Below are 22,308 nucleotides of genomic sequence, written 5' to 3'. Positions count from 1 at the left end.
GAGCTGCCGCGCCGTCATCAATGGCGCGCAGGCACGGCGTCCGACTGGCGGCGGATCAGCTGATAATCCAGCTTCACCTTGCCGACGATACCGTTCGCGCCCTCATCCTGGCTGCGAAAGCGCATCGCCAGCAGGCCGATCGCCTCGCGGCTCATGTCGCGGATCGGCTGGCGGATGGTGGTCAGCGCCGGCCAGATCGCGCTCGCGAGCGGCGTATCGTCGAAGCCGCAGATGCTGATCTCCGCCGGCACGTTGATCCGCCGCTGGTGCGCGACGGTGATCGCGGCAGCGGCCATATCGTCATTGCAGGCGAAGATGGCGGTCGGGCGCTGGTCCAGCCCCATCAGCCGCTCGGCCGCGTCGAGGCCCGACCGATAGCTATAGTCGCCCGCCACGATCAGCGCCTCGTCCACCGGCAGTTCATGGCTCGCCATCGCATCGCGGAAGCCCTGCAACCGCCGCGCGCTTGACCGGTGGCGCGGATTGCCGGCGATGAAGCCGATCCGCTGATGCCCCAACTCGACCAGATGGCGCGTCAGGTCGTAGGCGGCATGGCGATCGTCGGTGCCCACGCTCAGCATCTCGTCGCCATCCTGATCGGGGGCGACCGCCACCACCGCGATCTCGCGGGCATGGAGCGCCTCGACCAGCTCCGCCCAGTCGCACAGCGGCGGCGGCAGGATGACGCCCGCCACATGCGCCTGCGCCACCTGCTCGACAATCTCCTCGACATAGGCGCCGGGCGCGCATTGTTCGACCACCATATGCAGATGGCGTTGCGGCGCTTCGCCCAGCGCGCCAAGCAGCAGTTCGCCGAGATAGGCCGATGTGGTCGAATTGCTGTGGAGCAGCGCCACCCGCCGGTCGACATTGCCCGCCAGCGCCCGCGCCGATGCATTGGGGACATAGCCCAGCGCCTTGACCGCCTGCTCCACCGCGCGCTGCGCCTTGGCGCTAACCAGCGCCTTGCCGTTGACCGCGCGCGACGCGGTCATCACCGATACGCCGGCCTTCGCCGCTACATCCCTGATCGTTGGCGCCTTGCCGTTCTGGTTTTTGTCCATGCCCTGTCCTAACCGCTTTTCGAGCAAAGCATAGGCGCCGGTTCAGCGGAAAAGGCGCAGGTCGAAGGCGTCGGCCATCGCCTTGAACCCCGCGTCATTGGGATGGAGCGCATCGCCCACATCATAGGGCTTCGCCATGCGCGCCGGATCGGCGGGGTCTGCGATCGCCTTGTCCAGATCGACAAAGCCGTCCGCTTGCCCGCTGGTCCTGATCCAATGGTTGACGGCCAAGCGCGCCGTCTCGCCCGGTTCGCTCCAATAGCCTGCCCCCTTGTAAGGCAGGATCGTCGCCAGGATCACCTTCACGCCCCGGTCGTGCGCCCGCGCGATCATCTGGCGGTATGCGCCGATCAGCGCCTCGGGCCGCAACATCTGTCCGGCGCGCGCGGCATTGCCAAGGTCGTTCACTCCTTCCAGGATGACGACGTGGGTGACGCCCGGCACCGCCAGAACATCGCTGTCGAACCGCGCCAGAGCATTATAGCCCGCCCCTTCCGACAAGAGCCGGTTCGCGCTGATCCCGGCATTGGCGATCCCGACCGATGTCCGTCCCGCCTTCTGCAACCGCTCCGCCAGCAAGTCGGGCCAGCGGCGGTTGCTATCGGGGGTCGCGCGCACGCCGTCGGTGATCGAATCGCCCAGCGTGACGATGGTCGTGCCGGCCTTGCGATTCTCGACCTCGACCGCGGTCAGGATCAGCCGCGGCTCGATCCGGCTCTCGCCCGTCATACGCACCGCCGCCGTCTGATCGCCCGGCGCGGTCCAGCCTGTGGCCGCCGAATAGCTGTGAACCGTCGCATCGGGCGCACCGCGCGGCATATGGATACTGACGGTGACATGCGTCAGCGGTTTCACCGGCATCGCGATCGGGTCGCTCAGCAGCGGCGCGCGAGCGGGGATCAGCGCATCGCGCCGCCCGTCGAAGGTAACGACATGATCGGACCCCGGCACGATCGCGCCATTCTCGCTCGCCAGCGCGACATGCACTGCGCCCACCTCCAGCGGCAGGACCGACATTTCGTTGGACAGGCGCAGGCGGATGCGCTGCCCCCCGCTGCTGATCCGCACCACCTGTCGCACGGTGCGGTCGGCTAGATCGGGCCGGTTCTCCGCCGGCGCGCCCGCCACCTGCGGCGCGGCCATCCAGCTGCGCGACCAGCCCTCCGCCAGCGCTGGCGCAGCGCCCAGAGTCAGCACCAGAGCAGCGCCGATCACGCCCGTCCGCATCTTCATCCCTCCAAAAAGAAACCCGCCGGTCATCGGCGGCCGGCGGATTTCTTGTAGCGGCGCTTGGCGAACGCTCAATATTGAATGGTAACGGTCACCGCGCGGCGATTCTGCGCCCAGGCCGCTTCGTCCGATCCCAGCGCCGCCGGTCGTTCCTTGCCATAGCTGACGGTGGTGATCCGGCCCGGATCGATGCCGAGCGAGGCGAGATAGTTTTTCGCTGCATTGGCGCGGCGCTCGCCCAGCGCGATATTATAGTCGCGGGTGCCGCGCTCGTCGGCATGGCCCTCGATCGTCACCCGCACCGACGGGTTCTGCTGCAACCACGCCGCCTGGCTCTGGAGCGTCGCCTGATCCTCGGCGTCGATGTCATATTGATCGAGGCCGAAGAATATGCGGTCGGACGCGACCGACGCGACGAAATCTTCCTGGCTGCCCTTGCGCGGGCCGGCGGGCGTGCTGGGGCCGCTAGGGGCCGTCGCGCCGGTCCCCGACCCGGCGGGCGGCGGGGGCAGGTCGGCAGGCGGCTTTTTCGAGCAGGCGGCCAGCGCGATCACGGCGCTCGCCATGATGATGGTCCGGGACAATTTCATCGGGGTCTCCTTTATTTCGTCTGCCCACCCGCGAAGACAGGACATGGTTCGTGAAGTTCGTTACGCTGTCAAGACGAACTGGTTCCCTTGGGCCTCACGGCAACAACGGTCCCCAGGCCGGGTCCGATCCGCTCAAGGGCGTGGGGATGCGCCGCTCGTTCACGCCGGTCAGGTCGACCTGCCACACCTGGCTGCTGCCTTGGCGGCCCGGTGTCGTGCGGAAGAATTGCAGCACGCGGCCATTGGGCGACCAGGTCGGCTGCTCGTCCTGCCAGCCATTGGTCAGGATGCGCTCATTGTCGCCGCTGGGCGTCATCACCGCGATCTTGAAGTCGCCCAACAGTTTGGTGAAGGCGATGAGATCGCCGCGCGGCGACCATTCGGGCGTCGCATAGCGTCCGCCGCCATGGCTGATCCGCTGCTGGTTCGATCCGTCGGCGTTCATGACGTAGAGTTGCTGCCCGCCCGACCGATCGCTCTCGAACACGATCCGGCTGCCATCCGGCGAGTAACTGCCGCCGACGTCGATGCCTGGCGAGGTGGTGAGCCGCACCGGCGTGCCCCCATTGGCGCCGACGCGGTAGATATCCGTGTTGCCGGCGACAGCCATCGAGAAGAGGATGCTGCGGCCATCGGGCGACCAGCGCGGCGCGAAGGTCGGGTTGTTGCTTTCGGTCACCAGCCTCTGCTGGCCGCTGCCATAGTCGTAGACATAGAGGCGCACCCGACTGCCCAGATAGCTCACATAGACGATCGACTTGTAGTCGGGCGACCAGCGCGGCGTCAGCGCGATCGATTGGCCGTTGGTGATGAACCGGTGGTTCGCCCCGTCCGAATCCATGATGGCGAGCCGCTTGGTGCGGTTTCCCTTGGGCCCGCTTTCGGCGATATAGGCGATGCGGCTGTCGAAGAAGGGGCTTTCGCCCGACAGCCGTGCATAGATGGCGTCGGCGCATTTGTGCGCGGCGCGTCGCCAGTCGCGCGGGGCGACGACATAGCCCTGCCGCGTCAATTCCTGCTTCAGCGCTACGTCGTAGAGATAGCAGCCGACGGTAATGTCCGCCTCGCCCCCGGTCGTGCGCACGAAGCCCTGCGCCAGCGCCTGGTATGCGCCCCATTTGTCATAGACCGGGTTGGTGACCTCGGGAAAAGCGACGGGCGGCATCCCGCCCGGACCCGAAGGATCAAACAGCCCCGAGCCTTTGAGGTCCGACGCGATCACCTCCGCGATCTTGCGGCCAAGGTCCGACGCGGTGCCGGCGGGCGTGTCAACATCCTGCTGCGCGGGGAGGGCAGGGACGGCAATCTTGAGGTTGCTGTCGATGTCGCCGGTCACGTCGACCGACAGCTGCGCCAGTGCGGGCGCGGAGAGGATGGCGGAAAGCGCGGCGGTCGCCACGAGCAGGCGGCGCAACAAGTGGGTCTTCATCGGTTCAGCCTCGCGTCAAAGCGGAGTGGCCGCAGCCATTTCCATTGGTCGTAAAATTCGCCCGGTAGATTGCGGAACGGCGACGCCAGCTTGACGGCCTGGATCGCCCGCTCGGCATGCAGTTTGGCCTGCGGCTGGTTGCTGGCGGTCACGCCCTGCTGGTCGATCACCTGCGGCGTGCCCACGATATTGCCATTCTGGTCCAGCCGCACCTCCAGCAACGTCACCAGCTTGTCCGCGTCCGCACCCGACGGCGGTCGCCAATGCGGCTTCAACTGGCGACGAATCTCGGCGTCCAGCGCTGCCTTCTGCTGCGGCCCCATGACGGCGGCGGGCGGCGGCGCGGGCTTGCGCGGGGCGTCATCGGTGCTGTCGATGCCCTTGAGGAAATCCTTGCCCAGCAAAGACCCGCGCGGCTTCTCCGCCTTGCCCTGTCCTGACGCTTTGGCGGGCGCGGTAGCCTTGCTGCTACTGCTGCTGCTCTTGGCGGGAGCCGAAGATTTGGCCTCGCTCTTTGCCGGCTTGGCGGGCGCTGCCGCTGCCGGCTTCGGTTTCTCAGGCGTCGGTTTCGCTTTGGGCGCGGGCTTTTCCGGCGCTGGCTTGGGTTTGGCCGGAGCCTTAGCCACTGGCTTCTTGGCCGGCGCGGGCTTTTCCTGCGGCTTGGGGGGCTCGACCTTCTTGGGCGGAGGCGCGGGAGCGGGCTTGGGCGCGGGTGCCGGCTTGGGCGGCGACGGAACCGGTTCGGGCTGCGGTTCGGGTTCCGGCGCGGGCGCAGGCTTGGCGTCCTCGGTCGGCCCCTGCTCCGGCGCGACGCTGGGCGGCGGTGGCTGGGTCGACACCTGCGGCGCGGCGGATTGCAGCGCGACCTCGTCCACCAGGCTGACGTCCATCGGCGGCGACTTGAGCTTCAGCGGATTGGGCGACGCCAGAAATCCGGCGGACAGCAGGCCGAACAGCAGGACATGCCCCGCCGTCGCTACGCCTAAACCGATTTTTTCCGCGCGCTCCATATGCCCGGCCTATGGCCCCTAGTCTGAACCGCCGCTGTCCGCACCGGCATCGGTGCTGACCAGCGCGACCTTGTTGAGCCCGGCGCGATTGAGCTCGCCCATCACCCGCATCACCCGGCCATAGTCCAGCGCGGTATCCGCGCGCAGGAAGATTTGCGGCGGCTCGGCCTTGCCGGCATTGGCCGACATGATCTCGGCCAGCCGATCGGGCAGGTCGGCGTCGCTGATCTGCGCGTCGTCGATGAACAGGCCGCCGTCGCGGTCGATCGACACGACGGTCGGTTTCTGGTCCTCATCCAGCGCCTTGGCCCGCGTTTCCGGCAGGTTCACCGGCACACCCGTCACCAGCAGCGGCGCTGTGACCATGAATATGATCAGCAGCACCAGCATGACGTCGACCAGCGGCGTCACATTGATGTCCGCCATCGGCGCACGCCCGCGTCCGCGCCGGCTGGAAGGCGGTCCCGCCATCGCCATCAGCGTTGCGCCTCAAGTTCACGGCTTAGCGTCGCGTAAAAGCCGTCGGCAAAGCGCGACAGGCCCGCCTCCAGCCGGTTGATGCCATGGCTGAAGCGGTTGTAGGCGATCACGGCCGGAATCGCCGCGAACAGGCCGATGGCGGTCGCGAACAGCGCCTCGGCGATGCCGGGTGCGACCACCGCCAGGCTGCTATTCTGCTCCGCCGCGATCGAGGTGAAGGCGCGCATGATGCCCCATACCGTGCCGAACAGCCCGACGAAGGGCGCGACCGACCCGATCGTCGCCAATATGTTCAGCCGGTCGGACAGTTGATCCACCTCCGCCGCGATCGCGCTCGACATGGACGTCGACAGGCGGTCGCGCGTCCCTTCCCGGTCGATCACCCGCTGCGCGGTCGATCGACGCCATTCGGTGACACCCGCCGCCATCACCTTGGCCGCCGGAAAATCGGTCTTGCCGCGTGATTCATAGAAGCGGTCGATATCCTCCGCCTTCCAGAAATCCGCCTCGAACTTGCGGCTTTCCTTGCTCGCCCGGCGCAGCGTGATGGAAAAGCCGATGATGATCGCCCAGGTCCAGATGCTTGCGAGCAGCAGCCCGAGCATTACGCCTTTGACGACGATATCGGCCTGAAGGAACAGGGCGAGAGGGGAAAGGGTCGCGGCGTCGGTGATCGCGCCGGCGGTCAGGTGGAGGCTCATGGGTGAAGATCGTCCCCTTGGCAAAGGCGGGTGTAGATGTCGGTCCAGGCTTTGGGCTGTCGCTGCGGCCGGCCCTGCGGCGTCAGCCAGGCGACGGTGATGCTGGCGTCGGTCAATTCGTCCGCGTCACGCATGACCGCCTGACCGATGGTACAGCGCGTCGGGCGCACGTCGATGACGCGGCTCACCACGGTCAGATCGTCGTCCAGCCGCGCCGGCCGGCGGTAGCGGATCGAGAGGTCGGTGACGGCATAGACGCCCGCGCCACCCTCATGCTCGCTTCGCTGGTCGATCCCGGCCAGGCGCAGCATGTCCGATCGCGCCCGCTCCATATAGCGCAGATAATTGGCGTGATAGACCAGCCCCGACAGGTCGGTGTCCTCGAAATAGATGCGCAGCGGGAAATGATGCACGGCGGAAACGAAGCGGCCGGACGCGGGCATCAGTGTGGGCAAGGACATGGGCCGGCTTTTAACCATGGCGCACCCTCCACGCAAAGCGGGAAATCGTTCATCGATGTCATCTGTCGCGCCCGCCTGCTCGCCTCGCCGCCTCGCGCATTTGACAGGGCGCGGGCACTGGCGGCGGGCGCGAGCCGCCGCTAAGGGAGGGCGGAAAGATGGAGGGAGACAGGCATATGACGGATATTCGCACCCTGGGCGTCATCGGCGCGGGACAGATGGGCATCGGCATCGCGCAGGTGTCGGCGCAGGCCGGCTATGACGTCATCCTGTCCGACATTGATCTTCCTCGCGCTGAAAAGGGCAAGGCGAACATCGCCAAGCTGCTGTCCCGTGCGGTGGAGAAGGAGAAAATCAGCCAGGCCGACGCCGACGCGACGCTGGCGCGTATCACGCCCGTCGGCGAACTCGCGCCGCTCAGCGCCGCGCAGTTCGTGATCGAGGCCGCGACCGAGCGCGAAGAGGTCAAGCGCGCCATCTTCGGCAATGTGGGCAAGCTGCTCGGCCCCGACGCGATCCTCGCCACCAATACGTCCTCCATTCCGATCACTCGCCTGGCCCAGGCCGCGCCCGATGCCGGCCGCTTCATCGGGCTGCATTTCTTCAATCCCGTGCCGGTCATGGTGCTGGTGGAGATCATCCGCGGGCTTGCCACCACGCCGGAAACGGTCGCCGCCATTGAGGGCTATGCGACGAAGATCGGCAAGACCATCGTCCACGCCTTCGACGCGCCGGGCTTCGTCGTGAACCGCATCCTGCTGCCTATGCTCAATGAAGCGGTGTTCGTGCTGGGCGAGGGCGTGGGCGGCGTCACCGACATCGATCAGGGCTGCAAGCTCGGCCTCAACCACCCCATGGGTCCGCTGACCCTGCTCGATTTCGTCGGGCTCGACACCGCGCTCGAAATCCTCAACGTGTTTTTGAGCACGACGGGCGACCCGAAATATCGGCCCGCGCCGCTGCTGGTCAAATATGTCGAAGCCGGCTGGTATGGCCGCAAGAGCGGGCGCGGCTTCTACGACTATTCGGGGCCGGAGCCGGTGCCGACCCGCTGACCCGGATCAGCCCGCGCTCAGCCCATGCTTCTTCATGCAATGGCGCAACTGGTCGTAGCTGAGGCTCAGCGCCTTCGCCGTTGCCCGCTGATTATAGCGATAGCGTTCCAGCGCGGCACGGATGATCGCCACTTCATGCGCGTCCACCGCTGCGCGCAGGTCGGTGATGTCATCGAGAGGCGCGGGCATCGCGCTTGCCGACGCACGGGCGGGGGCAGGATCGCCTTCCTCCGCCCTTGGCATCAGGGCCTTGGGTTTCCACGGTGAAGCGAAGGGATCGAAGGTGATGCGGCTGATCGGTTTATTGGGTTCGTCCCAGCGATAGACCGCCCGCTCCACCACATTGCGGAGCTCGCGCACATTGCCCGGCCAGCCATAGCCTTCCAGCTCGGCGGCGCAGGCGGCGGTGAAGCCCGGCCATTGCGGCCAGTTGAGTTCCGCCGCCATGCGCCGCCCGAAATGGTCGGCCAGCACCGCCACATCGCCCTCGCGCGCACGCAACGGGGGCAGGGTGATGACCTCGAAGCTCAGCCGGTCGAGCAGGTCGGGGCGGAACCGCCCGGCATCGGCGGCGGCAGGCAGGTCTTCGTTGGTTGCCGCGACGATCCGCACATCGACCGTCACCGGCCGCGACGCGCCAATCCGTGTCACCTCGCCATATTCGATGACGCGCAGCAGCCGTTCCTGCGCCGCCATCGACAAAGTGCCCAGTTCGTCCAGAAACAGGGTGCCGCCGTCAGCCTCCTCGAACCGGCCCGGACGCGCCTTGGTCGCCCCGGTGAAGGCGCCCTGTTCATGGCCGAACAGTTCGGCCTCGATCAGCGTTTCGGGCAAAGCGGCGCAGTTCATGACGATCAGCGGCTCGCCCCAGCGCGGCGAGAGGTGATGGAGCCGTTCCGCGATCAGCTCCTTCCCGGTTCCCCGCTCGCCGATCACCAGCACCGGCCGATTGAGTTCGGCCGCGCGGCCGGCCAGTTCAACCGCGTCGAGAAAGGCAAAGCTCTGGCCGACAAACTGCGTATTCTTCTCCATGGCCCAACTTATGGTGAAATTTCCCACTGCTTGGCAAGTGCGATGTTGGACCGCACCGGCCTCAAGCGATGCGAAATGGCAGATTTCCGGGCCTTTTCACAAGTTGGCACGGGGTCTGCAAAGCTCAAAGCAATCCGCAAACAGATGCGGAACCATATGAAGGCCAAGGTTCAGGGAGCATAAAATGGAAAAGCAGACCAACAGCATCCGCGAGATCGGCCAGCTGATGTCGGTCGCCATCGCCGCCGTTCTGTTCGGATCGACCATGATCCTTTCGGCGGTCGGCCCGGCCCGCGCCAGCGAAGCCCCCGCGCTTGCCAAGCACGACATGGCCGCCGCTTCGCGCTATCTTGCCTGAGCCAAGCGGTCTTCTCGAGACACGACCAGGAGTGACGTAAAAATGGGCATTTTCTCCCGCACCCGCGACATCATCGCCGCCAATGTGACCGATCTGCTCGACAAGGCGGAAGATCCGGCGAAGATGATCCGCATGATCATCCTCGAAATGGAGGAGACCTTGGTCGAGGTTCGCGCGTCTGCCGCCCGCACCATCGCCGACCAGAAGGAGATGCGCCGCCACATTGCCAAGCTGGCCGCGCTTCAGGACAGCTGGACCGAAAAGGCCCAGCTGGCGCTGAGCAAGGACCGCGAGGATCTGGCGAAGGCGGCTCTGGTCGAACGGCAGAAGGCGGCCGACATGGCCGAGCAGCTCGATCATGAGATCGCCACGCTGGACGAGGCGCTGGCCGCGTCCGAAACCGACATCGCCAAGCTCCAGGCCAAGCTGCGCGAAGCCCGCGCCCGCCAGAACAGCCTGGTCAGCCGGATGCAGAGCGCGGAAAACCGCCTGCGCGTCCGCGAAGCCTATGCCGGCGAAAAGGTCAATGAGGCATTCGCCCGCTTCGACATGCTGGAGCGCCGCGTGGACATGGCAGAGGGCCGTGCCGACGCCATGAGCCTGGGGCAGCAGCCCAAGACTCTGGAGGAAGAGATTGCCGAGCTGAAGACGGCCGACAAGGTCGACGCGGATCTCGCGGCGCTCAAGGCCAGCATGAACAAGGGGGAATAAGGCCATGGAGGACGTGTTCCTGCCTGTTGTCATCTGCGGCATGCTGTTCATCGGGATGCCCTGGCTGATCTTCCACTATGTCACCAAATGGAAGCAGGCGCCCAAGATCACAGACGAGGACGAGAAGCTGCTGGACGAACTCCACCTTCTCGCCCGCCGGCTGGAAGAACGGCTCCAGACGGTCGAACGGATCGTCGCCGCCGACAATCCCGATTTCCGCCCCACGCGTCCGCAAGAGACGGACGACTACAGCTTCGACCGGAGGAACTGACATGAGCGCCCGCCGCACCAAATTCTACCTCGACAAGGCCAATGGCAAGGTCATGGGCGTGTGCTCCGGCATCGCCGACTATACCGGGATCGACGTGGTCTGGGTTCGGGTCGCCATGTTCCTGTCCTTCTTCATCATCGGCTGGACGCTGCTGGGCTATTTCGCCATCGGCGTGATCGCGGACAACAAGCCATCGGGGCTCTACACCGACCGGGACGACCAGAAATTCTGGCAGGGCGTGCGCGCCAACCCGGCGCGCTCCACCCGCGACGTCCGCGCCAAGTTTCGCGACATCGACCGGCGCCTGGCCGACATCGAAATCTATTACACCAGCCGCAACACCCGGCTTGCCGAAGAAATCGACAGCCTGCGCTGATCGGATCGGCCAGAGAAGAAGGGGAGAATCGTCATGAACTTCGGCAGTCCCTTGTTCGTCCTTGCGATCATCGCGATATCGACGATCGGTTGGGCCTTCACCACCTGGGTCCGGGCGCGCCACGGCTATCCGGTGGAAAATGAATGGTCGGGCGTCGCTCATCGAACCGATCCCGACGCCGGTCGAAAAATCGACCTGCTTGCCGGGGAAAACGAAAAGCTGACAGGCCGCATCAGCCGCCTTGAGGAACGCATCGCCGTGCTGGAGAGGATCGCCACCGATCCCGCCACCCGCACCGCGCGCGAAATCGACGCACTGCGCTGACACGGCCGGGCAAGGGGAAAGATCATGAACAAGGTTGATATCGCAGACGCCGTCATCCTCCCCAACCTGCCGTGGATCATCGGCGGCGGGCTGCTGATCGGGGCGATGGCGGTGGCGGGATGGATCTTCACCACCTGGCTCCGTGTGCGGCACGGCTACCCGCTGGAAAACAGCTGGGGCAAGGCGGTGTATCCGCAGCGGAACGAGGAAATGGTCGAGCGCATCAAGCTGCTGAGCCAGGAAAACGCCCAGCTTCGCGCCGAGGTCGGATCGATGAAGGATCGCCTGGCCGTGGTGGAGCGCATCGTCACCGACGAAAGCCACCAGCTTACCCGCGAAATCGAACGGCTGCGCGGTCCGGCCAACTGAGCCGGCCACCAGCGCGCCAACAGGGAGTGAACAGACATGAATCCGTTTGAAATGGTCGTCGCCATCATCGCGATCGTCGGCATCGTTCAGGTCGTGAAGGCCAAAATGGGCGTGGTGCGCCGGGACAAGGGCGAGGAGTTCATCCATCGCGGCCCTGACCCGGAAGCCGAGCGGCTGCGCGCCGAGGTGAAGGCGCTCAAGGATCGCGTCGCGGTACTGGAACGGCTCGCGACGGACAGCTCCACCGCACTGGAGCGCGAATTCGAAAAACTGCGGGACCGCGACTGACGGCGGGCCCCTCCGACAGGGAGGCTTAGATGCAAGACCCCTATCTCTACCTTACCCTCGCGGCGACGGGCCTTGCCGGTCTGGCGATCGTCACCGCGGCGACGCTGCGGGGCTGGAATGGCTGGCTGGAGCTGAAGCGCGCGGAACTGATCCGCTACGCGCAGAGCGAGGACAGCGCGCCACCTTCGGCCGCCGCCCGGATCGAGGTTGCCGACCTCAAGGAACGCATCCGCAAGCTGGAAGCAATCGCGGCGGGCGTCGATCTGTAACAAGCGGCGGGCGGGTTTGACCCCCGCCCGCTTGTCCGATCAGGCCCGAAGGCTGCCGCCCAGCTTCTGCGCTGCCTTCACCACCGCCGCGCTGATCGCTTCCAATTCCTCCTGCGAAAAGCTCTTCTCGCCCGGCTGGAGCGTCACTTCGACCGCAAGCGACTTATAGCCTTCTTCCACGCCCGGCCCGGTGAACATGTCGAACAGCCGGGCGTCGACGATGCTCTTCTTGTCCGCCCCCTTGATGGCGCGCACCAGCGCGTCGGCTTCCGCCTTGGCGGGCACGAGGAAGGCGAAGTCGCGCTTGACCGCCTGCAAGGCCGGCGGCGCATAGGGCGGGCGCATGAAGCCTGTCTTCCGCTTGGCCGGGACCGCGTCGAGGAAAATCTCGCCCGCGACCACCGTGCCGCTCAGGCCGAAGCTCTTGGCAAGGCTCGGATGCAGCACACCATATTCGGCCAGGATCACCTTGGGGCCAAGCCGCAGCGTCCCCGACTGCCCCGGATGATAGGCGCCCGATGCTTCCCCGAACATCTGGAGATTGGCGACCGGCGCGCCCGCGCCCGCGAGGAGCGCCAGCGCCTCGGCCTTGGCGTCGAAGGCGTCGAACCCCTGCGCCTTGCCCGAACGCCATCCGCGCGGCACCTTCTCGCCCGCCAGGACGAAGCCGACCGTCGCCCGCTCGCCCTGCGCGAAATAGCGGCGGCCCAGTTCGAACAGGCGGACCGTGGCCGCCCCCCGATCCATGTTGCGCGCGGCCGCCGAGAGCAGGCCCGGCAGTAGCGAAGGCCGCATGACCTTCAGATCCTCGGAGATCGGGTTGGCGAGCGCCCAGTGGCCGCCGCCCACGCTCGCCGCTTCCTTCTCGGAAACGAAGGACCAGTTGATGGCTTCGGCCAGGCCCCGTGCAGCGGCGGTCCGGCGCACCCGACGCTCGACCAGTTGCTCGGGCGTGGCGGTCGGCCGCGCGACGCCCGGTGCCCGTGGCAGCGGCGTCGATGGCACATGGTCGAGCCCGACGATTCGCACCACTTCCTCGACAATGTCGGGCCAGCCGTCCACGTCGCGCCGCCAGCTCGGCACGCCCACCTGCCAGCGCGCCGGCGTCATCACCGGCATTCCGTCCTGATATTCGACCGAGGCGGTCTCGATCGCAACGTCGAATCCCAGGCTTTGGAGGATGCGGTGCTGCTCGTCTGCCGGCACGTCCACGCCCGCCAGCGTCAGGCAGCGCTCGGGCGCATAATTCACGACCTTTGCGGGCACGGGAGGCGCCCCGACGCGCGTCGCTTCGGACGCCGTGCCGCCGCACAGGTGCGTCACCAGGAAAGTCGCGATCGAGAGGCCGTCGTCCAGAAACGCCGGATCGACCCCGCGCTCGAACCGCCCGCGCGCGTCGGAGGTGAGGCCCAGCTTCTGCCCCGTCACCGCGATCCGCTCCGGCGTGAAATAGGCGCATTCGATCAGTACGTCGGTCGTTCCGTCCTGCGCGCCCGAATGTTCGCCGCCCATGATCCCGCCGATGTCGTGCACGGCTTCGTCGTCGGCGATGACGGTCATCGTCTCGTCGACGGTGTAGGTCTTGCCGTTCAGGGCCAGCACCTGCTCGCCCGCGCGTCCCTTGCGCGCCACCAGCCCGCCTTTCAGCGTCGCCAGATCATAGACGTGCAGCGGCCGCCCCAGGTCGATCATGATATAGTTGGTGACGTCCACCAGCGCGCTGATCGGCTTCTGCCCGATGGCTTTCAGCTGCTTTGCCATCCAGTCGGGCGATGCGCCATTCTTCACGCCGCGCACCACGCGGGCATAGAAGGCCGGGCAGCCGTCCGCATCCTCGATGCGGATGTCCGGCCCCGCGCCTTCGCCCACGATCTCCGGCACGATGATGGCGTTGAGCGTGCCCAGCCCAGCCGCCGCCAGATCGCGCGCGATGCCGCGTACGCCCATGCAATCCTGCCGGTTGGGCGTTACCGACACGTCGATCACCGGATCGTCCAGCCCCGCCCATTGGGCATAGACCTGCCCCACCGGCGCATCCTCGGCCAGTTCGATAATGCCGTCATGATCCTCGCCCAGCTCCAGCTCGCGGTAGCTGCACATCATGCCGTTGGATTCGACGCCACGGATCGCCGTCTTCTTGAGCGTCATGCCGTTCACCGGCACGACCGCCCCCTCGACCCCGAATACGCCGACCAGGCCCGCGCGCGCATTGGGGGCGCCGCACACGACCTGAAGCGGATGCCCGTCGCCCGGATCGACGGTCAGCACCTGGAGCTTGTCCGCCTGCGGATGGCGCTCGGCGGTCAACACCTTGGCGATCTTGAACGCGCCCAGCTTGTCGGCGGGGTTCTCGACGCCCTCGACCTCCAGGCCGATGGCGTTCAGCGTCTTAAGGATCGTCGGCAGGTCCGCGTCGGTGACGAGATGCGTCTTGAGCCAGCTCAGCGTGAACTTCATGCGCCCACTCCTCCGCTCAGCGTCGGCACATCCAGCGCCGAGAAGCCGTAATGGCGCAGCCAGCGCAGGTCGCCGTCGAAGAAAGCGCGCAAGTCGTTCATCCCATATTTGAGCATCGCAAGCCGGTCGACTCCGGTGCCGAAGGCGAAGCCCTGCCATTCGTCGGGGTCGAGGCCGCACGCCTCGATCACCCGGCGATTGACCATGCCGCTGCCCAGCACCTCCAGCCAGCCGCCGTCAGCCGCATCGCCGTCGCCGCCGATGACCCGCTGCCCGTTGGTCAGTGTATAGCCGACGTCGACCTCCACCGACGGCTCGGTGAAGGGGAAATAGCTGGGGCGCAGCCGCAGGACGATATCCTCGCGCTCGAAAAAGGCCTTGAGGAACGTCTCCAGCGTCCATTTGAGGTGGCCCAGCGTGATGCCCTTGTCGATCACCAGCCCTTCGATCTGGTGGAACATCGGCGTGTGCGTCGCGTCGCTGTCGCTGCGATAGACCCGGCCCGGCGCGATGATGCGGATCGGCGGGGGCGTGGTCATCATGGTGCGGATCTGCACCGGCGAGGTGTGTGTGCGCAGCAGCATCTTTTTCCCCGTGCCATCGTCGGGGAAATAGAAGGTGTCGTGCATTGCGCGGGCAGGATGCGTCTCGGGAATGTTGAGCGCGGTGAAATTATGCCAGTCGTCCTCGATCTCCGGGCCGGTGGCGACGGAGAAGCCCAGGTCCGCGAAGATCTCGGCCAGTTCGTCCATCACTTGGCTGACGGGATGGACGCTCCCCTGTGGCAGCGTGTCGGCGGGCAGGGTCATGTCGACCCGCTCCGCCGCCAGCTTCGCGTCGAGCGCCGCCTGCTCCAGCGCCGCCTTCTTCGCCGCCAGCGCCGCCGTCACGCTTTCGCGCAAGTCCTGGATTGGCGGCCCCTTTTCCAGCCGATCGTCGGGCGACATAGGCCCAAGCGTCTTGAGCAGCCCGGTCACCACGCCGTTCTTCCCCAACGCGCCCACGCGCAGCGCCTCCAGCGCGTCGAGCGTCTCGGCGGCGGTGATGTCGGCGATCAGGCCGGCCTTGAGTGCGCTAATGTCGTTCATTATCTGCAAACCCCGTCATTCCCGCGAAAGCGGGAACCCATCTCCCGAACCCTCGATCATGCGCAGCGGATCGGCGGAAAACCGAATCGAAGAGCCAGATCGTCCCATTCAGGATTCCCGGCCTCGATCAGCTCGATCTTCCATGATCTGTTCCACTTCTTGATCCGCTTCTCCCGCACGATGGCGCTTTCCATGCTCTCGTGCGCCTCAAACCAGACCAGGCGTTTGACGCCGTAGTCGTTCGTGAAGCCTTGGATCAAGCCGTTTCGATGCTCGTAGAGCCGCTTTATGAGGTCGGCGGTCACGCCGGCATAGAGCGTGCCGTTGCGCCGGCTGGCGAGGATGTAGACGGTGGGGCTGATTTCACGCTTCATCGAACCCTTGGAAGATGGGTTCCCGCTTTCGCGGGAATGACGCAATGCGTGCTAAGCCCGCGCCCCCAGCAACGCCCCCCCGAACCCGATGAACAGCAACCCCGTGCCCCGGTTGAACCGCCGCTGCCGGTTCGCCGGCTCCAGCCAGCGGGCGAGCCGCGCACCGCCCAGCGCATAGACGCCGTACCAGAAGCTTTCGATCACCACGAAGCTGGCGATCAATATCCCGAGCTGCAGCCAGAAGGGGCGGTCCAGCACGATGAACTGCGGGAACAGCGCGGCGGCGAAGATGATGAGCTTCGGGTTGGACAGCCCGGTCATCAGCCCCGTCGCGTAAAGCGCCCGGTCCGACCGTACCGGCGCCCCCGCCGCATCGCCGCCCACGGGCGCACGCCACGCCTTGATCCCCAGCCAGACCAGATAGGCGACACCGGCATAGCGCAGCACGTCGAACAGGCGGGGCGACGCCTTCAGCAACGCGCCAAGGCCCAGCGCCGACGCGACCAGGCAGAGCAGCACCGCGCTCATCAGCCCCGCCATCGTGGCAAGCGCCTTGCGCGGCCCATGCGCAATGCTCTGCGTCATTACGTGCAGCATGTTCGGCCCCGGCGTCGCGGAGATCAGGAAAACCGCCGTGACGTAAATCCACCAGAGATGCAGCGACATGGAATTGCCCCCAGCAGTGCAAAAACAAAAAGGGCGCCGAAGGCATCTGCCCCGGCGCCCCTTTGGACGATTTTGCGACCGTTCTAAGCTCAGGCCGCGGGCAGCGCAGCCTTCGCCTGGGCGATGATAGCGCTGAACGCCTCGCCTTCGTGCATCGCGATGTCCGCCAGGACCTTGCGGTCCAGTTCGACACCGGCCAGCTTCAGGCCGTGCATGAACTGCGAATAGGTGAGGCCCTCGGCGCGGACGCCGGCGTTGATGCGCTGAATCCACAGGCCGCGGAAAGTGCGCTTCTTAACCTTGCGGTCGCGATAAGCGTACTGGCCGGCCTTTTCGACGGCCTGGCGCGCGATGCGGATGGTGTTCTTGCGACGGCCATAATAGCCCTTCGCCTGATCCAGAATCCGCTTATGCTTCGCCTTCGTGGTTACACCACGTTTGACACGTGCCATGGGTCAGAACTCCTTACTTGAGGCCATAGGGCGCCCACAGGCGCACATGACCGGCATCGGCGTCCGACAGGACGGACGTGCCGCGGTTCTGACGGATATACTTCGCGTTGTGGCTGATCAGGCGGTGACGCTTGCCAGCGACGCCGTGCTTGACCTTGCCGGTGGCGGTGAACTTGAAGCGCTTCTTCACACCGCTCTTGGTCTTCATCTTGGGCATTTTCGTCTCCTTTTTCAGCGCGACGATTACAGACGGCCACGGCAGCCCTCGTTAGCCGGGCAGTCCCACTGAATATCGCGAAGGGCGGCCCTTAGTGGCCCTGCGCCGGAAAGGCAAGCGATTCGCGGCGTCCGTCAGTGATGGTGATGGTCGTGCGCCGTCGCCTGCAAGGCTTCCAGCACGTCCTCCAGCCGCGCGGGATCGCCCAGCGCCAGCACATGCCCCTCGCTCTCGGCGGTCAGCGGTTCGCCGTTCCAGTCGCACATCATCCCGCCCGCGCCCTCGACCACCGGCACCAGCGCGGCGAAGTCATAGCTTTGCAAGCCCGATTCGATCACGATGTCGAGAAAGCCGGACGCCAGCAGTCCGTAATTGTAGCAGTCGCCGCCATAGACAGGCCCCTGCCGCGGCGATCCGCCCGACACGGCGGCGACCAGCGCCATATAATGCGGCACGTCGCCGTCGGCGAAGAGATGCGGACTTGTTGTCGCAATCCCCGCGCCCTCCAACCCGCGACAGGCGCGAGTGCGCACCGGCTTGCCGTTGAAGGTCGTGGGCTGTCCGCTCATCCCCGCCCAGCGTTCCCGCGCGGTCGGCTGGTCGATGATCCCGATGGTCGGCCATCCGCTTTCGGTAAGCGCGATCAGCGTGCCGAAGATCGGCCGCCCGGCGATGAAACTGCGCGTGCCGTCGATCGGGTCCAATATCCACACCCGCTCGGCGTCGGTCCGCACCGATCCATATTCCTCGCCGATGATGCCGTCGCCGGGCCGCTCCTTTTCCAATATCGCGCGGATCGCGGCCTCGGCGGCACGGTCGGCTTCCGTCACCGGCGACTTGTCGGCCTTCACCTCGACGTCGTAGCGTGCGCGGAAGAAGGGGCGGATCGCTGCGCCGGCCGCATCGGCGAGGCGGTTGGCGAGGGCAAGGTCGTCACGGCTGGTCATGGACCGAGCCCTAGCCGCTGGGGCCGCCTTGCGCTAGGCTGCGCCGCAACGCGAATGAAGGAGAGGTTCATGACCGGATCGACCGTCATCCCCGGCCTGCGCTACGCCAACGCCCCCGCCGCCATCGACTTTCTGTGCGACGCCTTCGGCTTTCAGCGCCACGCCGTCTATGCCGACGACGCGGACCCGACGATCATCCATCATGCTCAACTTACCTTGGGCGCGGGGATGGTGATGCTGGGCAGCGTACGCGACGGCAGGGACGAGTCCTTCTACACCTGGTCCACCCCGCAGGAACTGGGCGGCGCCACCGTTTGCCTTTACGTCAAGGTGGACGATCCCGACGCCCATTGCCTGCGCGCTCGCAACGCCGGCGCGGTTGTGGTGAACGAACCGCACGACAATGACGGCTATCCCGGACGCGGCTATGAGGCGCTCGACCCAGAAGGCAATGTCTGGAGCTTCGGCAGCTACGACCCCTGGGCCGCCGCGACGCATTAAAGCTTCCGCAACCGCTTTCCGTTTTAATCGTGACGGAAAGGGAGCGGCATGGCGCTGATCGGGTGGATCGTGAGTTTCGTGGCGCTGTTCGGCGGCCTTGCCCTGCGGCAGGACATGCCGATCGGCGGCTCCGTCGCGCTGTCCAATCTTCTGATCGGCCTCGCCGTCCTGGCCTGCCCGATGCTGTGGCGGGAAAAGCCGCTCGGCGTATCGCGGGGTCAACGCATCGTTGTCGCGCTTATCCTGCTCTGCGCGACGCCGCTCCTGTTGCTGCCGCCCGCCTGACCGTCCTCAGTCGAACAGGCTGGAGACTGAAAAAGTTCAGCCGAACGATCCCCCGGATCGTCCTCAGCTTGTGCGCCTTTCAGTCGAACAGGCTGGAGACTGAACTTTCGTCCGCGATCCGCTTGATCGCCTCGCCCAGCAGGGGCGCAATCGGCAGATGGCGGATATGCTTGGCGTTGTTCACAGCATCGGTGCCTTGGATCGAATCGGTGATGACCAACTCCAGCAGGTCCGACGCCTCGACCCGCGCCACCGCGCCGCCCGACAGCACGCCGTGGCTGACATAGGCGACCACTTCCTCCGCGCCCGCCGCCTTCAGCGCACCAGCCGCATTGCAGAGCGTGCCCGCCGAATCGACGATATCGTCGATCAGCACGCAGAAGCGGCCCTTCACGTCGCCGATGATGTTCATGACCTCCGATTCGCCGGCCCGTTCGCGACGCTTGTCGACGATCGCGAGCGGCGCGTTGTCCAGCCGCTTGGCGAGCGCGCGGGCGCGCACCACGCCGCCGACGTCGGGCGACACGACCATCAGGTTGCGATCGCCAAACCGCGCCTGGATGTCGGCCGACATCACCGGCGCGCCGAACAGATTGTCGGTCGGAATGTCGAAGAAGCCCTGAATCTGACCGGCGTGCAGATCGACCGACAGCACCCGGTTGGCGCCCGCCGTCGTGATGAGGTTGGCCACCAGCTTCGCGCTGATCGGCGTCCGGGGGCCGGGCTTCCGGTCCTGCCGGGCGTATCCGAAATAGGGAACGACCGCGGTGATCCGCTTGGCCGACGCGCGTTTCAGCGCGTCGATCATGATCAGCAGTTCCATGAGGTTGTCGTTGGTCGGGTAGGCGGTCGACTGAATGACGAAAACATCTTCGCCGCGGACATTTTCGTGGATTTCCACGAACACTTCCTCGTCGGCGAAGCGGCGGACGCTGGCGTCGGTCAGGGGAATTTCGATATAGTCGGCGATGGCGGCCGCGAGCGGCTTGTTGGAATTGCCGGTCATGAGCTTCATGGCCAAGACTCCCCGAATGACGTGACGGATTGATGACGCTGCGCGAGACGCGGCCCCTTTAGCGGCGCATGGGACAGGTGGAAAGGCGTTTTGCGCCCTGTCCCGAAATGGATTAGGGCGGCCGCCATGACCGTCACCACCCGTTTCGCGCCGTCGCCCACCGGCCATCTCCACGTCGGCAATATCCGCGCCGCGCTTCACAACTGGCTGTGGGCGCGCAAAGCGGGCGGCCGCTTCCTGCTGCGGTTGGACGACACCGACCTGGAGCGCTCGCGCCCCGAATATGCCGACGCCATCAGGGCGGACCTCGCCTGGCTCGGCCTGGGCTGGGCCGGGGAGGAAAAGCAGTCAGACCGTTTCCCCCTTTATGAGGCGCGGTTCGAGGCGCTCAAGGCCGCCGGCCGCGTCTATCCCGGTTATGAAACCGCGCAGGAACTCGACCTGCGCCGCAAGGTCTTGCTGGGGCGCGGCCTGCCGCCGGTCTATGATCGCGCGGCTTTGTCGCTGACGCCGAATCAGATCGCCGCTTATGAGAGCGAGGGCCGCACCCCGCACTGGCGCTTCCGGCTGGATCACGACCGCCCGATCGTCTGGACCGACCTCATCCGGGGGGAGCAGCGCTTCGATCCGAAGCTGCTGTCGGACCCCGTCGTCCGCCGCAGCGACGGCAGCTGGCTCTATCTGCTGCCGTCGGTCATCGACGACGTGGACATGAACATCACCCATGTGCTGCGCGGCGAGGATCATGTTTCCAATACCGCGACCCAGATCCAGATGTTCGAGGCGCTCGGCGCATCGCTGCCAGCCTTCGCACATGAAGCGCTGCTAACAGGGGCGGAAGGCAAGCTCTCGAAGCGGCTCGGATCGCTCGGCGTAACGCATTTCCGCGAATTGGGGCTGGAGCCGATGGCGATTGCGTCGCTCCTTGCGCGCCTCGGCAGCTCCCAGCCGATCGAGCCGTTCACCGACATGGCCCCGCTGATCGACAGTTTCGATTTCGCCCACTTCGGTCGCGCGCCGGCTCGTTTCGACGAGGCCGAACTGGCCGGGCTCAACCAGAAGGTCGTACATCTCCTGCCCTTCGAGGCTGTGGCCGACCGGCTGCCCGATGGCATGAATGCGACCGCATGGGACGCGATCCGCCCCAATCTGGAAACGGTCGCCGGCGCTGCCGACTGGTGGCGCATCGTCACCGGCCCCATCGCCGCGCCACCGCCGATGGAGGAAGATGGCTCTTTCCTTGCCGCCGCCCACCGCATCCTGGGCCAAGCAGCTTTCGACGCCGACATCTGGCGCACCCTGACCCTCGCGCTCAAGGATGAGACCGGCCGAAAGGGAAAGGCGCTGTTTCTGCCGCTCCGCCGCGCTCTCACCGGCCTCGATCATGGGCCGGACATGGGGCAGCTATTGCCGCTGATCGGCCGGGAAGAGGCGCTGCGCCGGCTCGGCGGTTAGGCGATCGCCGCCAGTGCTTCGCCGACGGCCGCGATGCCTTCAGGCGCGGCGGCGAAACCCATATGGGTGCAATTCACCTCGATGGCCTTGTCGCGTTCGCCCGCGCGGCCCCGCGCGCATTCGGGCAGGATCACGCCGTCCCGCTGCGACCAAAGCGCGACCGTCGGGACCGGCGGCTTTTCCTCGCGGGTGCAGGGGAAGGGGGGGCGGTCGACCGGAAAACCGGAGACCAATTGATACAGCCGCCAGGCATGATTGGCGCGCGGGTCGCCGGAAAAGGGGGTGCCCATCGTCACCACGCCGCCGACTTTGCGCGGCGCGAATTTCGCATATTCGCGCGCGTAAAGGCCGCCAAGGCTCCATCCGACCAGCGTAACGGGCGCGCCACTCTCCTGCCGGATCGCCTCCACCCGCTGATCGATCTTGTCGAGACTGTCCGGCCGCGGCCCGAAATTGCGCCCCATGCCCCAATCATGCGCGCGATAGCCGCCGGCCGTCAGTATCTCCCGCAGCCAGCCCATCCGTCGCTCCGACGCCATCAGGCCGGGGATAAGCAGCACTTGCCTGCCATCGCCCCGCATCTGTCCGGCAAGTGTCGCCGACTCAGCCCTGGTCCGGGCAAGGTCGAACGGCACCGTCAGATTACCCAGAAGCTGCTGCAAGGGCGGCAGTTGCGCGGCACGCGGGCCAGGCGCGAGCCTTCCTTCCCAGAAACTGGTGAGGGCTTGAGCGTAAGGTTGAACGGCAGGCGGCACGACGATGAATATCCCTGGCCCGGTCGGGCAAAGATGACATTGTCGTGACAAACGCGGCGGGCGTCCATCGGTTTCGCC

Annotated in this window: 30 protein-coding genes; 12 read left to right on the top strand and 18 right to left on the bottom strand. The window is 66.2% G+C overall.

The window, feature by feature from the left end:
- Window positions 1–17: 17 nt before the first annotated feature.
- From ACETPF_RS11465 to ACETPF_RS11430, 8 genes are all read right to left on the bottom strand, one after another.
- Window positions 18–1,064 carry a LacI family DNA-binding transcriptional regulator gene (locus ACETPF_RS11465; RefSeq protein WP_373934609.1) on the bottom strand — a complete coding sequence of 349 codons (1,047 nt, stop codon included), beginning with the start codon at window positions 1,062–1,064 and terminating at the stop codon, window positions 18–20.
- Between the two features lie 42 nt (window positions 1,065–1,106).
- Window positions 1,107–2,297 (bottom strand): SGNH/GDSL hydrolase family protein, encoded by a 1,191-nt coding sequence (locus ACETPF_RS11460; RefSeq protein WP_373934608.1) that lies wholly within the window; start codon window positions 2,295–2,297, stop codon window positions 1,107–1,109.
- Between the two features lie 68 nt (window positions 2,298–2,365).
- Window positions 2,366–2,884, bottom strand: a complete 519-nt coding sequence (gene pal, locus ACETPF_RS11455) for a peptidoglycan-associated lipoprotein Pal (protein WP_373934607.1) — start codon at window positions 2,882–2,884, stop codon at window positions 2,366–2,368.
- A gap of 94 nt (window positions 2,885–2,978) precedes the next feature.
- Complete coding sequence (gene tolB, locus ACETPF_RS11450) at window positions 2,979–4,313, bottom strand: Tol-Pal system beta propeller repeat protein TolB (RefSeq protein WP_373934606.1); 1,335 nt, start codon at window positions 4,311–4,313, stop codon at window positions 2,979–2,981.
- A complete protein-coding gene (tolA, locus tag ACETPF_RS11445) occupies window positions 4,310–5,323 on the bottom strand; it encodes a cell envelope integrity protein TolA (protein WP_373934605.1) in 1,014 nt (337 codons plus the stop codon). The genes tolB and tolA overlap by 4 nt, the downstream gene beginning before the upstream one ends.
- A gap of 18 nt (window positions 5,324–5,341) precedes the next feature.
- Complete coding sequence (gene tolR, locus ACETPF_RS11440; RefSeq protein WP_373934604.1) at window positions 5,342–5,800, bottom strand: protein TolR; 459 nt, start codon at window positions 5,798–5,800, stop codon at window positions 5,342–5,344.
- Complete coding sequence (gene tolQ, locus ACETPF_RS11435; RefSeq protein ID WP_373934603.1) at window positions 5,800–6,504, bottom strand: protein TolQ; 705 nt, start codon at window positions 6,502–6,504, stop codon at window positions 5,800–5,802. The genes tolR and tolQ overlap by 1 nt, the downstream gene beginning before the upstream one ends.
- Complete coding sequence (locus ACETPF_RS11430) at window positions 6,501–6,965, bottom strand: YbgC/FadM family acyl-CoA thioesterase (protein ID WP_373934602.1); 465 nt, start codon at window positions 6,963–6,965, stop codon at window positions 6,501–6,503. Before ACETPF_RS11430 ends, tolQ begins: the two co-directional genes overlap by 4 nt.
- A 176-nt stretch (window positions 6,966–7,141) precedes the next feature.
- Here ACETPF_RS11430 and ACETPF_RS11425 point away from each other — a divergent pair, with 176 nt between their 5' ends.
- Window positions 7,142–8,020 (top strand): 3-hydroxyacyl-CoA dehydrogenase NAD-binding domain-containing protein, encoded by an 879-nt coding sequence (locus ACETPF_RS11425; RefSeq protein ID WP_373934600.1) that lies wholly within the window; start codon window positions 7,142–7,144, stop codon window positions 8,018–8,020.
- 6 nt (window positions 8,021–8,026) lie between these two features.
- Here ACETPF_RS11425 and pspF read toward each other — a convergent pair whose 3' ends face one another.
- Window positions 8,027–9,052 carry a phage shock protein operon transcriptional activator gene (gene pspF, locus ACETPF_RS11420; protein WP_373934599.1) on the bottom strand — a complete coding sequence of 342 codons (1,026 nt, stop codon included), beginning with the start codon at window positions 9,050–9,052 and terminating at the stop codon, window positions 8,027–8,029.
- A gap of 184 nt (window positions 9,053–9,236) precedes the next feature.
- Here pspF and ACETPF_RS11415 point away from each other — a divergent pair, with 184 nt between their 5' ends.
- From ACETPF_RS11415 to ACETPF_RS11380, 8 genes are read left to right on the top strand one after another with little or no spacing between them, the layout of a single operon-like run.
- Window positions 9,237–9,410: a hypothetical protein gene (locus ACETPF_RS11415; protein WP_373934598.1), complete on the top strand. Its 174-nt coding sequence runs from the start codon at window positions 9,237–9,239 to the stop codon at window positions 9,408–9,410.
- Window positions 9,411–9,452: 42 nt separating this feature from the next.
- Window positions 9,453–10,121, top strand: a complete 669-nt coding sequence (gene pspA / locus ACETPF_RS11410) for a phage shock protein PspA (protein ID WP_373934597.1) — start codon at window positions 9,453–9,455, stop codon at window positions 10,119–10,121.
- A gap of 4 nt (window positions 10,122–10,125) precedes the next feature.
- The gene (pspB, locus tag ACETPF_RS11405) at window positions 10,126–10,392 is read left to right on the top strand and encodes an envelope stress response membrane protein PspB (RefSeq protein ID WP_373934596.1); all 267 of its coding nucleotides are present in this window, start codon (window positions 10,126–10,128) and stop codon (window positions 10,390–10,392) included.
- Between the two features lies 1 nt (window position 10,393).
- On the top strand, window positions 10,394–10,768 hold the full coding sequence (gene pspC / locus ACETPF_RS11400) for an envelope stress response membrane protein PspC (RefSeq protein WP_066764369.1): 375 nt from the start codon (window positions 10,394–10,396) through the stop codon (window positions 10,766–10,768).
- A 33-nt stretch (window positions 10,769–10,801) separates the two neighbouring features.
- Window positions 10,802–11,092, top strand: a complete 291-nt coding sequence (locus tag ACETPF_RS11395) for a hypothetical protein (RefSeq protein ID WP_373934595.1) — start codon at window positions 10,802–10,804, stop codon at window positions 11,090–11,092.
- Window positions 11,093–11,116: 24 nt separating this feature from the next.
- Window positions 11,117–11,461, top strand: a complete 345-nt coding sequence (locus tag ACETPF_RS11390) for a hypothetical protein (RefSeq protein WP_373934594.1) — start codon at window positions 11,117–11,119, stop codon at window positions 11,459–11,461.
- 36 nt (window positions 11,462–11,497) lie between these two features.
- Window positions 11,498–11,749: a hypothetical protein gene (locus ACETPF_RS11385; protein ID WP_373934593.1), complete on the top strand. Its 252-nt coding sequence runs from the start codon at window positions 11,498–11,500 to the stop codon at window positions 11,747–11,749.
- A gap of 29 nt (window positions 11,750–11,778) precedes the next feature.
- Window positions 11,779–12,018, top strand: coding sequence for a hypothetical protein (locus tag ACETPF_RS11380; protein WP_373934592.1), 240 nt, complete (start codon window positions 11,779–11,781; stop codon window positions 12,016–12,018).
- A gap of 39 nt (window positions 12,019–12,057) precedes the next feature.
- Here the strand turns inward: ACETPF_RS11380 and pheT are convergent, their stop codons facing one another.
- The 7 genes from pheT to ACETPF_RS11345 form a co-directional block, all read right to left on the bottom strand.
- Window positions 12,058–14,475, bottom strand: a complete 2,418-nt coding sequence (gene pheT / locus ACETPF_RS11375) for a phenylalanine--tRNA ligase subunit beta (protein WP_373934591.1) — start codon at window positions 14,473–14,475, stop codon at window positions 12,058–12,060.
- On the bottom strand, window positions 14,472–15,563 hold the full coding sequence (gene pheS, locus ACETPF_RS11370) for a phenylalanine--tRNA ligase subunit alpha (RefSeq protein WP_373934590.1): 1,092 nt from the start codon (window positions 15,561–15,563) through the stop codon (window positions 14,472–14,474). The genes pheT and pheS overlap by 4 nt, the downstream gene beginning before the upstream one ends.
- 56 nt (window positions 15,564–15,619) lie before the next feature.
- Window positions 15,620–15,937 carry a GIY-YIG nuclease family protein gene (locus ACETPF_RS11365; RefSeq protein WP_373934589.1) on the bottom strand — a complete coding sequence of 106 codons (318 nt, stop codon included), beginning with the start codon at window positions 15,935–15,937 and terminating at the stop codon, window positions 15,620–15,622.
- A gap of 51 nt (window positions 15,938–15,988) precedes the next feature.
- Window positions 15,989–16,603: a LysE family translocator gene (locus ACETPF_RS11360; protein ID WP_373934588.1), complete on the bottom strand. Its 615-nt coding sequence runs from the start codon at window positions 16,601–16,603 to the stop codon at window positions 15,989–15,991.
- Window positions 16,604–16,692: 89 nt separating this feature from the next.
- Entirely contained in the window at window positions 16,693–17,055 is a 363-nt protein-coding gene (gene rplT / locus ACETPF_RS11355) for a 50S ribosomal protein L20 (RefSeq protein WP_007711871.1), read from the bottom strand.
- A gap of 13 nt (window positions 17,056–17,068) precedes the next feature.
- Window positions 17,069–17,272: a 50S ribosomal protein L35 gene (gene rpmI / locus ACETPF_RS11350; protein WP_066699836.1), complete on the bottom strand. Its 204-nt coding sequence runs from the start codon at window positions 17,270–17,272 to the stop codon at window positions 17,069–17,071.
- 134 nt (window positions 17,273–17,406) lie between these two features.
- Entirely contained in the window at window positions 17,407–18,219 is an 813-nt protein-coding gene (locus ACETPF_RS11345) for an inositol monophosphatase family protein (protein WP_373934587.1), read from the bottom strand.
- A 69-nt stretch (window positions 18,220–18,288) separates the two neighbouring features.
- On the opposite strand from ACETPF_RS11345, the gene ACETPF_RS11340 reads away from it, so the two are divergent.
- Both ACETPF_RS11340 and ACETPF_RS11335 read left to right on the top strand, forming a co-directional pair.
- A complete protein-coding gene (locus tag ACETPF_RS11340) occupies window positions 18,289–18,720 on the top strand; it encodes a VOC family protein (RefSeq protein ID WP_373934586.1) in 432 nt (143 codons plus the stop codon).
- A 48-nt stretch (window positions 18,721–18,768) separates the two neighbouring features.
- Entirely contained in the window at window positions 18,769–19,005 is a 237-nt protein-coding gene (locus ACETPF_RS11335; RefSeq protein WP_373934585.1) for a hypothetical protein, read from the top strand.
- A gap of 79 nt (window positions 19,006–19,084) precedes the next feature.
- Here the strand turns inward: ACETPF_RS11335 and ACETPF_RS11330 are convergent, their stop codons facing one another.
- Complete coding sequence (locus ACETPF_RS11330) at window positions 19,085–20,020, bottom strand: ribose-phosphate pyrophosphokinase (RefSeq protein ID WP_373934584.1); 936 nt, start codon at window positions 20,018–20,020, stop codon at window positions 19,085–19,087.
- A gap of 126 nt (window positions 20,021–20,146) precedes the next feature.
- Here ACETPF_RS11330 and gltX point away from each other — a divergent pair, with 126 nt between their 5' ends.
- Window positions 20,147–21,475 (top strand): glutamate--tRNA ligase, encoded by a 1,329-nt coding sequence (gltX, locus tag ACETPF_RS11325; RefSeq protein WP_373934583.1) that lies wholly within the window; start codon window positions 20,147–20,149, stop codon window positions 21,473–21,475.
- Here gltX and ACETPF_RS11320 read toward each other — a convergent pair.
- On the bottom strand, window positions 21,472–22,230 hold the full coding sequence (locus ACETPF_RS11320; RefSeq protein ID WP_373934582.1) for an esterase/lipase family protein: 759 nt from the start codon (window positions 22,228–22,230) through the stop codon (window positions 21,472–21,474). The two genes, gltX and ACETPF_RS11320, sit on opposite strands and share 4 nt — an antisense overlap.
- Window positions 22,231–22,308 lie beyond the last annotated feature (78 nt).

The sequence above is a fragment of the Sphingobium agrisoli genome, from assembly GCF_041877245.1.
In the GTDB taxonomy this organism is placed as follows: domain Bacteria; phylum Pseudomonadota; class Alphaproteobacteria; order Sphingomonadales; family Sphingomonadaceae; genus Sphingobium.
The sequence above is the reverse complement of the archived record's forward strand: the minus strand, read 5'-3'. Positions and strand labels throughout refer to the sequence as shown.

Coding starts and splice junctions, on each gene's coding strand:
- ACETPF_RS11430 (WP_373934602.1), bottom strand. CDS start 6,965: ATGTCCTTGCCCACACTGATGCCCGCGTCCGGCCGCTTCGTTTCCGCC.
- pspA (WP_373934597.1), top strand. CDS start 9,453: ATGGGCATTTTCTCCCGCACCCGCGACATCATCGCCGCCAATGTGACC.
- ACETPF_RS11390 (WP_373934594.1), top strand. CDS start 11,117: ATGAACAAGGTTGATATCGCAGACGCCGTCATCCTCCCCAACCTGCCG.
- ACETPF_RS11380 (WP_373934592.1), top strand. CDS start 11,779: ATGCAAGACCCCTATCTCTACCTTACCCTCGCGGCGACGGGCCTTGCC.
- ACETPF_RS11465 (WP_373934609.1), bottom strand. CDS start 1,064: ATGGACAAAAACCAGAACGGCAAGGCGCCAACGATCAGGGATGTAGCG.
- ACETPF_RS11395 (WP_373934595.1), top strand. CDS start 10,802: ATGAACTTCGGCAGTCCCTTGTTCGTCCTTGCGATCATCGCGATATCG.
- ACETPF_RS11460 (WP_373934608.1), bottom strand. CDS start 2,297: ATGAAGATGCGGACGGGCGTGATCGGCGCTGCTCTGGTGCTGACTCTG.
- pal (WP_373934607.1), bottom strand. CDS start 2,884: ATGAAATTGTCCCGGACCATCATCATGGCGAGCGCCGTGATCGCGCTG.
- tolQ (WP_373934603.1), bottom strand. CDS start 6,504: ATGAGCCTCCACCTGACCGCCGGCGCGATCACCGACGCCGCGACCCTT.
- rplT (WP_007711871.1), bottom strand. CDS start 17,055: ATGGCACGTGTCAAACGTGGTGTAACCACGAAGGCGAAGCATAAGCGG.
- gltX (WP_373934583.1), top strand. CDS start 20,147: ATGACCGTCACCACCCGTTTCGCGCCGTCGCCCACCGGCCATCTCCAC.
- ACETPF_RS11385 (WP_373934593.1), top strand. CDS start 11,498: ATGAATCCGTTTGAAATGGTCGTCGCCATCATCGCGATCGTCGGCATC.
- pheT (WP_373934591.1), bottom strand. CDS start 14,475: ATGAAGTTCACGCTGAGCTGGCTCAAGACGCATCTCGTCACCGACGCG.
- pspF (WP_373934599.1), bottom strand. CDS start 9,052: ATGGAGAAGAATACGCAGTTTGTCGGCCAGAGCTTTGCCTTTCTCGAC.
- ACETPF_RS11365 (WP_373934589.1), bottom strand. CDS start 15,937: ATGAAGCGTGAAATCAGCCCCACCGTCTACATCCTCGCCAGCCGGCGC.
- ACETPF_RS11425 (WP_373934600.1), top strand. CDS start 7,142: ATGACGGATATTCGCACCCTGGGCGTCATCGGCGCGGGACAGATGGGC.
- ACETPF_RS11335 (WP_373934585.1), top strand. CDS start 18,769: ATGGCGCTGATCGGGTGGATCGTGAGTTTCGTGGCGCTGTTCGGCGGC.
- pheS (WP_373934590.1), bottom strand. CDS start 15,563: ATGAACGACATTAGCGCACTCAAGGCCGGCCTGATCGCCGACATCACC.
- tolR (WP_373934604.1), bottom strand. CDS start 5,800: ATGGCGATGGCGGGACCGCCTTCCAGCCGGCGCGGACGCGGGCGTGCG.
- ACETPF_RS11360 (WP_373934588.1), bottom strand. CDS start 16,603: ATGTCGCTGCATCTCTGGTGGATTTACGTCACGGCGGTTTTCCTGATC.
- tolB (WP_373934606.1), bottom strand. CDS start 4,313: ATGAAGACCCACTTGTTGCGCCGCCTGCTCGTGGCGACCGCCGCGCTT.
- pspC (WP_066764369.1), top strand. CDS start 10,394: ATGAGCGCCCGCCGCACCAAATTCTACCTCGACAAGGCCAATGGCAAG.
- ACETPF_RS11330 (WP_373934584.1), bottom strand. CDS start 20,020: ATGAAGCTCATGACCGGCAATTCCAACAAGCCGCTCGCGGCCGCCATC.
- rpmI (WP_066699836.1), bottom strand. CDS start 17,272: ATGCCCAAGATGAAGACCAAGAGCGGTGTGAAGAAGCGCTTCAAGTTC.
- pspB (WP_373934596.1), top strand. CDS start 10,126: ATGGAGGACGTGTTCCTGCCTGTTGTCATCTGCGGCATGCTGTTCATC.
- ACETPF_RS11345 (WP_373934587.1), bottom strand. CDS start 18,219: ATGACCAGCCGTGACGACCTTGCCCTCGCCAACCGCCTCGCCGATGCG.
- ACETPF_RS11340 (WP_373934586.1), top strand. CDS start 18,289: ATGACCGGATCGACCGTCATCCCCGGCCTGCGCTACGCCAACGCCCCC.
- tolA (WP_373934605.1), bottom strand. CDS start 5,323: ATGGAGCGCGCGGAAAAAATCGGTTTAGGCGTAGCGACGGCGGGGCAT.
- ACETPF_RS11415 (WP_373934598.1), top strand. CDS start 9,237: ATGGAAAAGCAGACCAACAGCATCCGCGAGATCGGCCAGCTGATGTCG.